Source organism: Spirochaetota bacterium, assembly GCA_025061835.1.
GTDB lineage: Bacteria > Spirochaetota > Brevinematia > DTOW01 > DTOW01 > SKYB106.
The window spans coordinates 15,190-30,427 of sequence record JANXAC010000006.1; the positions used below are offsets into that span (position 1 = coordinate 15,190).

At 36.1% G+C, this 15,238-nt stretch carries 11 protein-coding genes; 5 read left to right on the forward strand and 6 right to left on the reverse strand.

The features are described 5' to 3' along the window. Positions 1-40: 40 nt before the first annotated feature. The gene (locus NZ579_03550) at positions 41-2,503 is read right to left on the reverse strand and encodes a hypothetical protein (GenBank protein ID MCS7299025.1); all 2,463 of its coding nucleotides are present in this window, start codon (positions 2,501-2,503) and stop codon (positions 41-43) included. Between the two features lie 355 nt (positions 2,504-2,858). Beyond that, entirely contained in the window at positions 2,859-5,525 is a 2,667-nt protein-coding gene (gene ppdK, locus NZ579_03555; protein ID MCS7299026.1) for a pyruvate, phosphate dikinase, read from the reverse strand. Positions 5,526-5,986: 461 nt separating this feature from the next. On the opposite strand from ppdK, the gene NZ579_03560 reads away from it, so the two are divergent. From NZ579_03560 to NZ579_03575, 4 genes are all read left to right on the forward strand, one after another. Continuing rightward, positions 5,987-6,979 carry a sigma-54 dependent transcriptional regulator gene (locus NZ579_03560; GenBank protein MCS7299027.1) on the forward strand — a complete coding sequence of 331 codons (993 nt, stop codon included), beginning with the start codon at positions 5,987-5,989 and terminating at the stop codon, positions 6,977-6,979. A 32-nt stretch (positions 6,980-7,011) separates the two neighbouring features. Beyond that, positions 7,012-7,701 (forward strand): endonuclease III, encoded by a 690-nt coding sequence (gene nth / locus NZ579_03565; GenBank protein ID MCS7299028.1) that lies wholly within the window; start codon positions 7,012-7,014, stop codon positions 7,699-7,701. 148 nt (positions 7,702-7,849) lie between these two features. Further along, positions 7,850-9,166 carry an argininosuccinate lyase gene (gene argH, locus NZ579_03570; GenBank protein MCS7299029.1) on the forward strand — a complete coding sequence of 439 codons (1,317 nt, stop codon included), beginning with the start codon at positions 7,850-7,852 and terminating at the stop codon, positions 9,164-9,166. Positions 9,167-9,420: 254 nt separating this feature from the next. Continuing rightward, the gene (locus tag NZ579_03575; GenBank protein MCS7299030.1) at positions 9,421-10,431 is read left to right on the forward strand and encodes an N-acetylneuraminate synthase family protein; all 1,011 of its coding nucleotides are present in this window, start codon (positions 9,421-9,423) and stop codon (positions 10,429-10,431) included. A 209-nt stretch (positions 10,432-10,640) separates the two neighbouring features. Here NZ579_03575 and NZ579_03580 read toward each other — a convergent pair whose 3' ends face one another. Together NZ579_03580 and NZ579_03585 are read right to left on the reverse strand one after the other, a co-directional pair. After that, positions 10,641-11,282 carry a cob(I)yrinic acid a,c-diamide adenosyltransferase gene (locus NZ579_03580; protein ID MCS7299031.1) on the reverse strand — a complete coding sequence of 214 codons (642 nt, stop codon included), beginning with the start codon at positions 11,280-11,282 and terminating at the stop codon, positions 10,641-10,643. A 5-nt stretch (positions 11,283-11,287) separates the two neighbouring features. Then, entirely contained in the window at positions 11,288-12,349 is a 1,062-nt protein-coding gene (locus NZ579_03585) for a 3-isopropylmalate dehydrogenase (GenBank protein MCS7299032.1), read from the reverse strand. A gap of 119 nt (positions 12,350-12,468) precedes the next feature. On the opposite strand from NZ579_03585, the gene NZ579_03590 reads away from it, so the two are divergent. Further along, positions 12,469-13,026: a DnaJ domain-containing protein gene (locus tag NZ579_03590; protein MCS7299033.1), complete on the forward strand. Its 558-nt coding sequence runs from the start codon at positions 12,469-12,471 to the stop codon at positions 13,024-13,026. A gap of 29 nt (positions 13,027-13,055) precedes the next feature. Here the strand turns inward: NZ579_03590 and NZ579_03595 are convergent, their stop codons facing one another. Beyond that, on the reverse strand, positions 13,056-13,898 hold the full coding sequence (locus tag NZ579_03595) for a flagellin (protein ID MCS7299034.1): 843 nt from the start codon (positions 13,896-13,898) through the stop codon (positions 13,056-13,058). Positions 13,899-14,104: 206 nt separating this feature from the next. Next, complete coding sequence (locus NZ579_03600) at positions 14,105-14,965, reverse strand: flagellin (GenBank protein ID MCS7299035.1); 861 nt, start codon at positions 14,963-14,965, stop codon at positions 14,105-14,107. Between the last annotated feature and the right edge of the window lie 273 nt (positions 14,966-15,238).

The window sequence follows — 15,238 nt, forward strand, 5'->3', positions numbered from 1 at the left end:
TACTCAAAATTCCTAAATGCGAAGGGTAATAGAATACCTATCACTTCTTAACAAACCTTAACAGCGGTAGTGATACTAAAAACACACCTAACAACACAAATTGTATTACTGCAAATGGAGAGAAGGAATTGAACCTAAACTCAACCGTATGCTCACCAGGTGTATCTATATACACTGCTTGAACAAGATAATTTGCTTTCATAATTTCTTTCTTTTGACCATCCACATAACATTCCCATTTAGGATGGTAGTAGCTATTGAATACAAGAAAACCTTTGTCAGAGTTTGATATCCTTAATTTCGCATAGTCTGATGAAAACTCTTCAACTGTGATGTTATAAGCAAAGTTTTGCGATGGGGTAAAGTTTGTAATATCGTTGGTTATTAGAACACTACTTCTTAAAACATCAATTGGCAACATCAAAACCATCTCTATCTGTCCGTTGTACTTTATGTAGTTTGGTGTCATATAAAAACGAGGTAGGGTGTTGGTTATCTTATAAACATAAACTGAATGAGTTATGGACGGCTGTTCTTCAGAAAGATATGTTTTTGAGACAATATTCGTGTAGTAAGTAAGATTAGGAAGTTGAAGGAAAACCTGATGCGTTGGCGGTAATTCTGTTATAAAGTATCCAGTCCCATACTTGGCCATAATATCAAAGTTAAAGGATGATACTATAGGTAGAAACCTTGTGTATTCCTCTGATAACCTTGACTGTGGTATCGTTTGTATTGACTCTAGGTTATGATAAGGAAACAAGAATGTAAGATAATGGTTTGCTAACCCTGAGTAAAACACAAACCTAGTCTGCTCATCCCGTGTTTTCTCCTTCATAAACTTAACTAATTCTGTTTCTGAATATAGTTTATAAGGGTCAACCTGTTTGAAAATCGGTCTAACTATGATAAACATATTTATGAAAACTATGATTATGAAACCTACAAATACCACATCGCTAACAAGAGACTTGACTGAAAATTTCTCTTCCAGTGCAAAACCTTTGGATGATAGAACTTCTAGCAGATACAAAACCAATGTTCCAAGGAATATGAATATAAAAGCATTTCCAAAAGAATTTGCTATGTTTTCACTTATCCTCTGGGAAATTGTATAGTCATATTGTTCCACAGTCGTGAAATACAGAGATATTTCGGATTTTAGTCCTGAAAGAATTAGATATATCAGGAATAATACACCAGAGTAGATTAAGAGAGAGTATATAACAAGCCTATTTTCTTTAGTTCTCTGTCCTAGATTTCTTATAAAAGAATCAAACGAAAAAGCGGATAGTATTATTATTGATATTGTGAAGACATCTATCCACTTACCAGGAACTCTGAACCTATCCATAAAGGGTATCTGAATTAGTAGCCAAAACAGTGTTGGGAAATAGCGTGCTATAGCAAGTAAAAATGCGATTATAGCAACAATACCCCAGAATATAAACTGTTTTTTTCTATCACCATCCCAGTATTTGAAAAATAGTAAAGATAATAGTATAAAAGGAACTACGAACACTCCAACATACTGATCTATTCCTAGTCTGAAGTTTCTCATACCTTGTTTAGTTTTTTCGTAGTCAAAATCCTGTGCTGCTCGCCCCCAGTAAGGTAGATTAGCATCTCCAGAAAAGTATCCAAACATACCGGGAATTACAAAATTCAATATCTCCTCAGGGGGAGTTGAAAATTGAACTAAGAATCTCCACTTTGACTCAGGGTCATCCTTCTTAACACCCAACTGCTCTGCCTGAACCAGCCCAAAGAAGCCAGTTATAGTATTCATTGAGAATATCAGAAAAACCAAAAATATAATAATAGGAACTCCTAATATTCTAAGCCACTCAACTTTCTCTAACCTCAAGAAATTTTTTAATTTACCAACTCTTACGAACGTCAGAAATATTATGTATGCTCCAAGAACCATTCCAAAGTATATCGTCCTCTGAGTGTCAAAGAATGCTATACCTAGAGATATTCCCGATATTATCGTTAATAATAGTAGTTTGAAAAGAGGTAGTTGATTTGAATATATATACCTCACTATTCCGAGAGATAGTATTAGAAATGAGAGAGACCCATTTATATGACCACCTAGCACTGTAAGAATACCAGCAGTAGTAAGAGATATAGATGTTCCTCCAAATATAGAAGCCCAAACTGTAAGTCCTGAACTTCTCAGAAATATATACATTCCTAAAAAGGAAATAACTATGTAGAGAATAACATCAAAAACAGGAACTAACTCATAGCCTATAATCCCACCAATAAGATTACTCAACACAAGCGTTACTCCAAGAGGAAAACCAAGAAGGTAATTGTTATACCACCTTTCGTTCTGAAACTTCCACATACTCTCAGAACTGACTTTTATAATTCCTATATTCCCATCTATACCATAAAAAGTTTTACCTGAAATTATCACAGGAACTGCTACTAATCCTACAAATATTAATAATAGCAAAGAACATATAACAATTGTCTTTTTAGGGAAATTCATACTTCCTCCAATAACCTTGAGTTTAAAAAACTATCTATCTGTAATTCAATTTAAACCAAAAGACAATCTTACTTTAAGAAAACACTAACTTATATAAACAACACAAACCAATTATTCATGGAATTCATACAACATATAACCTGATGAAAGAACAAAAACGAATACATATTTACAGATAATTGCTTGTATCAATAGTATAATCTACTTTCGTCGTTACATTAGCAAGCAGCAAATCCATATTCGGTTAATCTATTAGATAAAATTAGAACAAAGTCACCACTACAAATTCTGTTATTTTTGTAAGTTTTGATCAAACTAGTATTTTATCATGACTTAAAGATTGCTAGAATAGGTACTAATCTGCTGTCAAACCTTTCTTATCTGCTACACTTGCTTGTGCTGCTGCAAGCCTTGCTATAGGAACTCTGTAAGGTGAAGCGCTAACATAATCCATACCTACTTCATAGCAGAAGTGTATAGACCTTGGGTCTCCTCCATGCTCACCACATATACCTACCTTAAGATTTGGTTTAACTTTTCTACCTTTCTGTATACCTATCTTTATGAGTTCCCCAACACCTTTCACATCAAGTGTTTTGAATGGGTCATCCTCAAGAATGTTAGTATTCTTGTATGCATCAATGAACTTACCTACATCATCTCTTGAGAATGCGAATGTCATCTGTGTTAAGTCGTTAGTTCCAAACGAGAAGAAATCAGCTTCCTTTGCTATCTCATCAGCAGTAAGCGCTGCTCTTGGTACTTCTATCATCGTTCCAAATGTGTATTCAACATTAACACCTTGCTTCTCCATAGTCTCCTTAGCAACCTTCTCAAGTCTCCTCTTAACCCATACAAACTCCTTAACCTCACTTATTATAGGTAGCATTATCTCAAGTATTATGTTCTTTCCTTTCTTCTTAAGATTTGAAGCGGCTTCAAATATCGCTCTTATCTGCATCTCATATATCTCTGGATACACAACTGCAAGCCTACTTCCTCTAAAGCCAAGCATTGGGTTAAATTCCTTGAGTTGTTCATACCTTGTTTTTATCTTCTCAACCGAGACACCTAACTCTTTCGCCACCTCTTTCATCTGTTCTTCCTCGTGCGGTAGAAACTCGTGGAGTGGTGGATCAAGTAGCCTTATCGTTACAGGTAGTCCCTCCATAATCTCAAGTAGTTCCTCAAAATCCCTTCTCTGGAATTCCTTTAGTTTCTCAAGTGCTTTTACTCTATCCTCATAAGTATCAGATATTATCATGCTCCTAAAGTAGAGTATTCTTTCCTTTTCAGGTCCAAAGAACATATGTTCAGTTCTAGCAAGTCCTATACCTTCTGCACCAAATTCTCTTGCTTTTCTGGCATCTTCAGGTGTTTCCGCATTTGCTCTCACCTTTATCTTCCTATGCTTATCAACCCAGCTCATAAATTTAGCAAAGTATCCCGTTATCTCACCTTTTATAAGCTTTAGTTTCCCGAGTATCACCTCACCAGTCTTACCGTCAATTGTAATCCAGTCTCCTTCCTTTATGGTATACTTTCCGTCCTTCGTTTTAGCGACCCTTTGTTTTTCATCAACTATTAGATCTTCGCATCCTACGATACATGGTTTACCCATACCTCTTGCCACAACTGCTGCGTGAGATGTAAGACCACCTCTCGCTGTAAGTATTCCTTTTGATGCATGCATTCCCCCAACATCTTCTGGTGAAGTCTCAGGTCTTAGAAGTATAACATCTTTACCTTCCTTACCTAGTTTTTCGGCATCCTTTGCGAAGAAAACAACCTGTCCTGTAGCAGCACCTGGCGAAGCGGGCAATCCTTTTACTATAACTTTATCACTATACTTCTCAGATGGGTCTATCATCGGATGTAAGAGTTGGTCAATATGGCTCGGCTGAACTCTACTTATTGCTTCTTCTTCAGTTATTATACCTTCTTCTACAAGATCAACCGCTATTCTAACAGCAGCAAGACCTGTTCTTTTAGCAGATCTTGTCTGTAGTAGGTATAACTTGCCTCTCTCAACAGTGAATTCAATGTCCTGAACATCCTTGTAGTGCTTCTCAAGAAGTTCCGCAACTTTTAGTAGTTGATCATACACTTCGGGTAGCCTTCTTTTTAACTCATCTATCTTCATAGGTGTCCTGATACCTGCTACAACATCCTCACCCTGAGCATTCGGTAGAAACTCGGCGTAGAATTCTTTATCACCATTATTTGGGTTTCTCGTAAATCCAACACCAGTTCCTGAGTCCTCTCCCATATTACCAAAGACCATCTCAACAACATTAACAGCAGTTCCAAGAAGCCCTCGTATCTCATTTATCTCCCTATACTTTATTGCTCTCTCATTCATCCAAGACTTGAAGACTGCTTCAATAGCCATATCAAGTTGCTTTCTAGGATCCTGTGGAAACTCTAGATTATGCTTTTTGTAGATTTCTTTGTACTCCTTAACAACTTCCTTAAGGTCATCAGCCGTCAGTTCGCTATCGTAATTAACACCTCTCTGCTTCTTTTTATTCTCAAGCACGTGTTCAAACTCACTTTTACTTATTCCCATAACAACATCACCAAACATCTGGATAAACCTTCTATACGCATCGTAAGCAAACCTTGGATTTTTTGTTAATTCAGAAAGTCCAACAACACTCTCATCGTTAAGCCCAAGGTTTAGTATCGTATCCATCATTCCAGGCATAGATACCGCAGCACCTGACCTTACCGACACAAGAAGCGGATTTTTTGTATCTCCAAACTTCTTACCAGTAACACTTTCAAGTCTCTTGAGATGTTCCTCTATCTCTTCAACTAACCCCTCTGGATATTTCCTATCGTTCTTGTAATAGTAGTCACAAACCTCAGCAGATATAGTAAAACCAGCAGGAACTGGCAATCCTATGTTAGTCATTTCAGCGAGACCAGCACCCTTACCTCCAAGAATATCTTTCATCTTACCAGTTCCTTCAGCCTTACCCTCACCAAAAAAATATACATACTTTTTATCTTTAGCCATAAACCCCTCCTTTTAATCTAATAAACCTATTTTAAATCCTAAAAATTAATCTCTAAAACTTTCAAAATATCTTGACAACAAATTACAATTTCCTCTAAACTAGCAAGTAAGGTTCCATACTTTTCATTTATTCGCCCTTTCAGTTTTAGATAGCATTTGTTAGCCGCAAGATTTGACCATATACCAGCTCTTTTAGGTTCTTCTCAAGAAGAACATTTATCCATTTCCAACATATGGACTACAATACAGATAGAAGAAACTACTCTTGACTGTGAATTTTAGGTTAATTAATCTGGAGATTGTATCTTGAAAGCATCTGACTTCCTACTTGAAAGCATTTGACTTCTTATATACTGCTAACCTACAATAACTACACTCTGAAAAACTCGTTAATAACTATTAACACTTCATGAACTTTAAAATACAACTCTTGTAAGTGTAAGTATAGCATCTTTATATTTATGGTTATCGGAGTTGAACCTGCGATGGTAATACATAGGAAGGATAACAAAGAAGATATTAAAAAAATTATGTTGTCTTTCGGTATAGTTGGTGAATCGGAAAAAATAATTGATATATTTAAAAAAACTACTAGCATTGCAAAAAGCGACTCTCTAGTTTTGATAACTGGCGAGACTGGTGTTGGTAAAGAACTATTCGCTGAAGTAATACACAAATTAAGCAACCGAAAAGATAACCCTTTTATCCGTATAAACTGTGCTGCTATACCTGAAACATTATTAGAAAGTGAATTATTTGGATATGAAAAAGGGGCATTCACTGGTGCTAACAAGCGCAAATTGGGTCTCTTTGAGATTGCTGACGGTGGGACTCTGTTCCTTGATGAGATAGGAGAAATATCTATATCAGTTCAAACAAAACTACTAAGGGCTATTGAAGAGAAGAAAATAATAAGAGTAGGTGGACTAGACTATATTCCTATAAACGCAAGACTCATAGTAGCCACTAACAGAGAACTCCTTGAAGAAGTTAGAAAAAGAAACTTTAGAGAGGACCTATTCTTCAGGATAAATGTTGTATCAATACATATACCTCCCCTCAGGGAAAGAAAAGAGGATATTTTACCTTTGTTTTACTATTTTTTAGATATGTTTTCAAAGAGAAATGGTAAAGTCATTAAAAGAGTAGATGAAGATTATCTAGAATTTTTAATGAACTACCCATTCCCGGGCAATGTGAGAGAACTGTCAAACTTTGTGGAACGTGCAGTCGTGCTATCAGAAGATGGAGTAATATCTCTTGACTTGATACACGATTACGTTATGAGTTACATTCCAAAGCAAGAAATACATAGAAGTGAAAGAGAAATAATAGTATCATCACTGATAAAATATGATTTCAATATCTCAAAAACTGCAAAGTTTCTAGGTATGCATCGTAATACACTCTCAAGAAAGATAAAAAAGTATGGCATAACATTAAAACACACATAGAATCTGGCTTTTCTAGATAGTAAGCGGAATATATGAATGAAAGTAAGAATGTTATCATATCTTCTAAATACAGTGTAGAAGACAAAGTTGGTAGAATATTAGCCTTCCTTGAGGAAGTTTGGGAGAAGGAGGATGCGCCGTTAAAAAAGTATGTTAATTCAAAAGGAGAAACACCGTTTCAGGTTTTAATTTCAACAATACTGAGTTTGAGAACAAAAGATGATATAACCTATCCAACTTCAAAGAAACTATTTGAAATCCTTAAGACACCAGAAGACTTTGTTAAAATAGACACCAAGAAACTTGAAAAGTTAATCTACCCCGTTGGTTTTTTCAGAAATAAAGCAAAAACAATCAAAGAAGTATCCAGAATTATTCTTGACAAATACAATGGAATAGTTCCTTCCGAATTGGAAGAATTACTCAAACTACCAGGAGTAGGTAGAAAAACAGCAAATCTAGTGCTGTCTGTTGCATTCGGAAAGGATGCTATCTGTGTAGATACACATGTCCATAGGATATCTAATAGGATTGGTCTTGTCAAAACTAAAAATCCAACGGAAACGGAATTTGAACTTATGAAAATCCTGCCAAAAGAGCATTGGGGAAAAATAAATCACCTTATGGTCGCTTTCGGACAAACCATCTGTAAGCCAGTAAAACCTAGATGCAAAGAATGTAAGTTAAAAGACGTTTGCAACTACTATTTCGGAAAAGTGTAAAAGAATTGGAAAAGGAAGAGTTTAGAATTACAGAATTAGTTTTATAACAAGAATATCTGCTACAGTCTCCAAATAGATAAATTCTAGCATAAACACATTCAAAATATACATTACTAGTCGTTTTATAATTTGCGCTAGGAGGTAGAATGTGAAACTCTGGGAGAAAGATGAAAGTAGAATACTCAAGATTGTTGAGGAGTTTGAAGTAGGAAAGGACTATATATACGACAGAGAAATTGCAACTTATGATGTCATTGGAACAATAGCACATGTGAAGATGTTGAATAAAATAGGCATACTTTCGGATGAAGAGAGAGATAAAGTAGTGGTAGAGTTAGAAAAATTACTACAATCTTTCAGAGAAAACCTGCCATCTTTGAAAGTTGAGGATGAGGATATTCACACCTATATTGAGAATCATATTGTATCAAAACTAGGAGATTTAGGGAAAAAGATACACACAGGAAGAAGTAGAAATGATCAAGTTCTGACAGCACTTAGGCTTTACGAGAAGGATAAGATAAATCAGATTATTCAAAAACTCACATCCCTTATTCAGAAATTGAAACATCTATCTGACACCTACTTGGATAAGCCCCTTATAGGATACACTCACTTAAAACAAGCAATGCCGACAACCGTAGATACATGGATTAATTCGTTTGCTGAAGCATTAGATGATGATAGAAAACTATTAGGTACGTTGCTTGAGTTTATAGACAGAAACCCTTTAGGAAGCTCCGCTGGTTATGGATTCCCAATCAAACTTGATAGAGATTTCACAACAAAGGCTCTCGGATTTTCAGACTTTATACGAAACCATATCTATGCTCAAAATACTCGTGGAAAGTATGAAAGTTTTGTCATATTCGCACTGACAACAACTGTCAGTGATATTTCAAGATTTGCGAATGATGTAATACTCTTTTCGTCAGATGAATTTGGTTTCATTAAATTAGGGAAAGAGATAACAACTGGTAGTAGTATAATGCCTCATAAGAAAAACCCTGATGTCTTTGAACTTATGAGAGCCAAGTCAAAGAAACTCTTAGGATACTTGGTTTCAACGATTAGTATCACTTCATCGCTTCCTAGTGGCTACAGTAAGGATTTACAGGAGACAAAAGAAACCATTATTGAAGCAATAAACGAAACAACTAAAATACTTGATGTGTTAGAAGAGATTGTTGAATATATTCATTTTGACGAAGATGCGGTATTTTCAAAGATGAAAAAGGATATATTCTCCGTTGACATAGCAGTTTCAGTAATGGAGAAGTTCAACATTCCGTTTAGAGACGCCTACCGTAAAGTTGGTTCTACGATTGAAAAATACCAAAAAACGAATGGCAAAGACATACAAGATTACGATGAAATTGAAAGAGAAATAGTAAGATACCTTGAGATGGATGTAAAAGAACTATACAACACTATGATCAACAAGAGAAAACAAAGAGGTGTTTAAAAACTACTCTGTGAAAACCTATACATATTTTTTAGACAAGATTCCAGACCTTTTGCTCATCCTGGTTCTAGACAATATTCGCTAGTTATGAAACTTTGCTTCATACTAAACCTTCTAGACACTTGTTAAGAAGGGTATTTTAACGGTTCTAATTAAGATAGTGAGGTAAATATTAACATTACCAATCTAGAATTTGCTAACTACCATCTTAAAAAGTTTGATAGACTTCAATTTCGTTATTAACAATACTTGCTATGTTTGAATTAGACGATCTTTTTAAACTAAACAAAGTAATGGTTGTTGCGGAAATTGGGATAAATCATAATGGTTCTATTGACAAACTTTACAGGTTGGTAGATACGGCAAAAGATGTAGGAGCAGATGCTGTTAAATTTCAGATATTCTCCAAAGATGGGTTCTACATAAAAGGAGATTATCTACCTAAGGAAGTATCATCTAGACTCCCTGTTGAAATTTTTAAGAAGGTTTATATACCTTTTGGGGAGTATGATAAAATTTTCAAGTATGCTAAAAGTCTAGGTATCCTTCCATTTGCGACACCGCTTGACATTGAAAGTTTTGAGTTTCTTCAGAGTTTGAACGTTAGTGTATTCAAAGTTGCGAGTTCTGATATAAACTACATACCTCTGCTTATGAAGATTTCAAAAACAAACAAACCAGTTATACTTTCAACAGGTTTCAGTGAAATAAGAGAAGTGAAAAGGTATGCTAAAATTCTTGCTAACAATCCACTCGTTATAATGTTTTGTGTTTCAAGGTATCCTTCACAGCCCAGTGACTACTCTATCAAGGAGTTTATGCTATTTAGAAAAGAATTTGAAAACAGCAGTAAACATAAACTTGTAGGTTTTTCAGACCATACCAAAACCCTATCTCTTCCAGTTGCTTTTGTTAGTCTAGGTGCTAGAGTAGTAGAAAAGCATCTCACACTCAGTGAAGACGATGACTCCTATGACAATCTCGTTTCTATCTCTTCAGAAAAGTTCAGAGTTATGGTTGAAATGATAAGAGAGGTTGAAGAGGCTATGAAAACCACTTCTAGAAACCTACCCAACGAGTTTGTAAGGAAGATGTCAATGAGGAGTTTCGTAGCGAGAAGAGAGTTAAAAATTGGTCAAAGAATACTTGAAGATGATATAGAAGCACTGAGACCTTCTATCTTCACTCCTTCATCCCTTGAAAACTGGAAAAAATTTGTTAATAACTTTGCTACAAAAGACTATCACCATAGAGAACCCCTGTAGAGATAACACGAAATTACAAAGTCTAAAATAACTATGGTAAAGTTTTTCTCTACTCTCGTGTATCTTCATAACTAGGTAGGTATTCATCACAACAAACAATTAAAACTGGTATAAAGTTAAATTTTGAGACTAGCGAATACTGTCTCAAGGAAGTAACTTAAAAATCCAGAGTTTTGATGAAAAACAGAATTTATTGACACTTAAATAGTTTAGACTTCATTTTGCTGGTTACTAATATTCTGATCGGTTGATTTGTCTTTGATAGGCTTTATTCTGATCTTCTTTTTCAAATATATTGAGGTATCTCTTTTTACATCCTCAACACCAAGCAAGAAATTGAAATACCTAGCAAGTATGAATAAGTAATCTGACAACCTGTTTATGTATCTTATTGCATTTTCATCAAACTCTTGCCTACCAGCGAGACTTACTATCTTTCTTTCTACTCTTCTACACACACATCTTGCTACGTGTGTCAGTGAAGACAACTTACTCCCACCAGGAAGTACGAAACTTTTAATGTGAGGAAGATTTTCATCCATCCTATCTATCTCTTCCTCTAGGTCTTTTGTCCATTCTTCTAGTTCTTCAATCTTACCACCTATCACAAGTGTTCCTGTGTCAAAAAGTCTATTTTGTATCAGCCTTAAGTCTTGAATTATCTTCTCTTTCTCTTCTCCTTCCGGTAGTTCATCCATGTGAGATAGGATAATTCCTATCCAAGACATAAGTTCATCAATTTCTCCATAAACTTCTATCCTTAAGTCATCCTTGCTTACTCTCAGACCACCGAGAGTGTATGTCTGCCCTTTATCACCCGTCTTTGTGTAGATTTTGAACTTCTTGTCCATATCTATTATTCCAGAATATGCTTCACTACAAGGTCACCGACTTCAGTAGTTGAGTATCCCATCTGTCCTGCATTCATACTTTTCATCATCTTGACTGTTTTCTTTACTGCTTCTTGTATTGCCTTACCAGCTTCTTCCTCACCTAGAAATTGTAGCATAAGTCTTCCTGCTTCAATCGCAGCAATTGGGTTTATAACATTCTTTCCTGCATACTTTGGTGCTGATCCTCCCATAGGTTCAAACATAGAAACACCATTTGGATTTATGTTCCCACCAGCGGCAACACCAAGCCCACCTTGTATGATAGCAGCAAGGTCTGTAATTATATCACCAAACATGTTATCAGTAACAATAATATCAAACCATTCAGGGTTCTTGACCATCCACATACAAGTAGCATCAACATGCGAATAATCTGTCTTGACGTCAGGATATTCTTTGGCTACCTCCTCAAACACCCTATTCCAAAGGTCATGAGCATAGGTCAATACATTCGTTTTACCAACCATTGTCAGTTTTTTCTCTCTACCATATTTTCTAGTATATTCAAACGCAAATCTAATTATTCTCTCTGTTCCATACCTTGTGCATATCATTTCCTGTGTCGCAACTTCGTTTTTTGTTCCCTTGAATAAAAACCCTCCTGCGCCGGCGTAGAGACCTTCTGTGTTTTCTCTTATAACTGTAAATGATATGTGTTCTGGTCCTTTGTCTTTTAGGGGTGTCCATACTCCTTCATAGAGATGCGCTGGTCTAAGGTTTACATACAGGTCAAGATCAAATCTCAATTTTAGTAAAAGTCCTCTTTCAAGTATCCCCGGCTTTACTCTTGGATCTCCTATCGCACCCAGATATATAGCATCAAAATCCTTAAGCTCTTTTATTGCGCTATCTGGTAAGATTTCTCCCGTTTTGAGATAGTGGTCAGCACCATAAGGATACTGGACAAAGTTGAAACCTATACCATATTTGCTTTGAATAGCTTTAAGAACCTTTATCCCCTCGTTTATAACTTCAGGTCCAGTCCCATCTCCAGAAATTACTGCTATATCATAGACTCTAGACATAATACTTAACCTCCAAACTGTTGGAAGAATAGTATAACTGACACCAAAAAACAGTTTCAAAAAGCCTCTCTATACTCATATCTTCTAACACAATTGGAGCTTTTTACGATAATCAAGTTATGGAGAAAATGTTTGACAAAGATTATTACAAAATTCTAGGTGTGTCCAGAAATGCTACTACAAAGGATATAAAATCAATCTATAGAAAACTAGTTATGAAGTATCACCCTGATGTTTCAAGAACCAAAGATACTGAAGACATGTTTAAACTAATAAACGAAGCATATACTGTTCTTTCAAATCCTACACTAAGAGAAAAGTATGACAAGAAGCTAGAGGAAACACAACTATTCAATTATGACTTGTCGCCAGTTGTTAAGGCTGTAGATAACATAAAAAAAAGTATAAAGGTATTTGTAGACAGTATCCAAAGAGTTTTTGAGGAGATTTCAAAGGATAAAAATCTAAATAAACTAACAAACGAGGAAATACTTCAAAGATTATTTTTCTCCGAAAATGAATATGTAAAGATGGCTGCTTTAAATATTATAAAGCAAAGGAAAAAGCGCTCTTTTATACCATACCTTCTTGAGATCAAGAACAAACCTGACATACCTAATAACATAAAAAAACAGATAATTCAAACTTTAAGAGACCTTGGATATAAAATAAGTTAGAAAAATACTTGCGGTAGGGGAGTGAAAGTCTAGACTAATAGTCTCAATATTGATTGAGGTCTTAGGTTTGCTTGAGCAATCATTGAGATGGACGCTTGAGCAAGTATCTGATTCTTAACGAAATCACTCATCTCATAAGCCATGTCTGTATCTCTAATCCTTGACTCTGCTGCTTGTAAGTTCTCATATCCTATAAGCAAGGTTCTAGCAATCTTGTCAAGCCTATTCTGATAAGCGCCTAGATCTGCTCTCTGCTTGTTTAATGTCCTCAAAGCTGTATCTATGACACCTATCGCTTGATTCGCCCCTTCTTGTGTAGTGAGATTGATCTTATTCGTTCCATCTTCTTGTATCAAGCCTAAACCTTTGGCTGTCATATCACCAACATTTATCAGTATTCTCTGATCCATATTAGCGCCTATATGGAATGAAATGTTTGATACATTTGGAGCAAATCTACCTGTTAGCATATTCAATCCGTTAAACTGCGCATGTGATGCGATTCTATTGACCTCGGCTACAAGTTGTGATACTTCAACTTGCATATATGTTCTATCCTCATCCGAGTATATACCATTTCCTGCCTGTATTGAGAGTTCCCTTAGTCTTTGTAAAACTTCTGTTGTCTGGTTTAAGTACCCTTCAGTAGTTTGAATGAAGGATATAGCATCCTCAGCGTTCATCTCAGCACGCCTAAGTCCTCTTATCTGGGCTCGCATTTTCTCTGATACTGCTAACCCTGACGCGTCATCACCTGCTTTGTTGATTTTAGTTCCAGATGATAGTTTTTCAAGGTTAGCGTCAAGAGCCCAGTTGTTTACCTTGAACTGCCTGTTGGCAAAGATTGAAGAGATATTGTGATTGATGATCATAGGTATCGCACCTCCTACTTTTTTAGGGATACTTCCTTGATATCCCTTTCTCCCCTACCGCACATAATGACATAAGAAATTATATTAATTAAAACTCTTCACCAAAGGCAGAAAAATATTTTTTAGAGCAAAAACCGAAAGGGAGGGCAACCCCTCCCTATCATAATACATCAAGTAGGATATGTATTTTATTTAGAGCAAGGCTACTATCTTAAAAGCGTTAGTATTGCCTGTGGTCTAAGGTTTGCCTGGGATATCATAGATATTGAAGATTGAGCAAGTATCTGGTTCTTCACGAAGTCACTTATCTCATAAGCCATATCCGTATCTCTAATTCTTGACTCTGCTGCCTGTAGGTTCTCGTATCCAATTAACAGTGCCTTTGCAGTATACATAAACCTGTTCTGGTAAGCACCTAGGTCTGCTCTCTGCTTATTGACTTTCTGTAGTGCCTGGTCAAGAACTCCGATAGCCCTATTAGCCTTTTCTGGTGAAGACAAGCTTAGTATCTCACCGGTAGCACCATCCTTTATTCCAAGAGCAACCGCAGTCATAGCCTCAATATTTATGTTAAGCCTTTGATCCATGTTAGCACCAACATGTATCCACATACTAGCAGTTGGAGTAACAGTTTCAGTCCTTTTAGCAAACCTACCTGTTAGCATCGTAAGTCCATTGAACTGTGCATGCGAAGCAATCCTATCAACCTCAGCAACTAACTGAGATACTTCAACTTGAATGTAGAGTCTATCCTCATCAGTGTAGATACCGTTTGAGGCTTGTACTGCTAGCTCTCTAAGTCTCTGTAGAACTTGAGTCGTCTGTTCCAGATATCCTTCAGTAGTTTGGATGAAGGATATACCATCCTCAACATTCTTCTCAGCTCTCCACAAGCCTCTTATCTGAGCTCGCATCTTCTCAGAAACAGCCAAACCTGAAGCATCGTCACCAGCCTTGTTAATCTTGAGACCTGATGACAACTTTTCAAGGTTTGCGTCCATGTTCCAGTTGTTGATCTTATACTGCCTGTTGGCAAAAATTGAAGATATATTGTGATTGATTATCATAAACCCCTCCTTGGTTTATAGTTTTCCTCCCCTCATGGGAGGATTATTTCATAACCTAAACCTCAGAGGGAGATAGCCGATACTTCTCTTGAAACCCTTTAAATCCGCACCAGCTATCCACCTCTGGCTTCAGGATTAATATCGGATAGCTGGTGTCCTTTACTTTAGTCTAGATCTGTGTTATTTGGACCAATACACTACTCATCATATATCAAGACCTCCATAAAATTTTCACTAAACTCTAGGTAAAGATTCTTGACATTAAAGATCCAG

Excerpts from the sequence above, each read along its gene's own strand:
- ppdK (MCS7299026.1), bottom strand. The coding sequence starts at position 5,525 with ATGGCTAAAGATAAAAAGTATGTATATTTTTTTGGTGAGGGTAAGGCT.
- NZ579_03585 (MCS7299032.1), bottom strand. The coding sequence starts at position 12,349 with ATGTCTAGAGTCTATGATATAGCAGTAATTTCTGGAGATGGGACTGGA.
- NZ579_03575 (MCS7299030.1), top strand. The coding sequence starts at position 9,421 with ATGTTTGAATTAGACGATCTTTTTAAACTAAACAAAGTAATGGTTGTT.
- NZ579_03600 (MCS7299035.1), bottom strand. The coding sequence starts at position 14,965 with ATGATAATCAATCACAATATATCTTCAATTTTTGCCAACAGGCAGTAT.
- NZ579_03550 (MCS7299025.1), bottom strand. The coding sequence starts at position 2,503 with ATGAATTTCCCTAAAAAGACAATTGTTATATGTTCTTTGCTATTATTA.
- NZ579_03590 (MCS7299033.1), top strand. The coding sequence starts at position 12,469 with ATGGAGAAAATGTTTGACAAAGATTATTACAAAATTCTAGGTGTGTCC.
- NZ579_03580 (MCS7299031.1), bottom strand. The coding sequence starts at position 11,282 with ATGGACAAGAAGTTCAAAATCTACACAAAGACGGGTGATAAAGGGCAG.
- nth (MCS7299028.1), top strand. The coding sequence starts at position 7,012 with ATGAATGAAAGTAAGAATGTTATCATATCTTCTAAATACAGTGTAGAA.
- NZ579_03595 (MCS7299034.1), bottom strand. The coding sequence starts at position 13,898 with ATGATCATCAATCACAATATCTCTTCAATCTTTGCCAACAGGCAGTTC.
- NZ579_03560 (MCS7299027.1), top strand. The coding sequence starts at position 5,987 with ATGGTTATCGGAGTTGAACCTGCGATGGTAATACATAGGAAGGATAAC.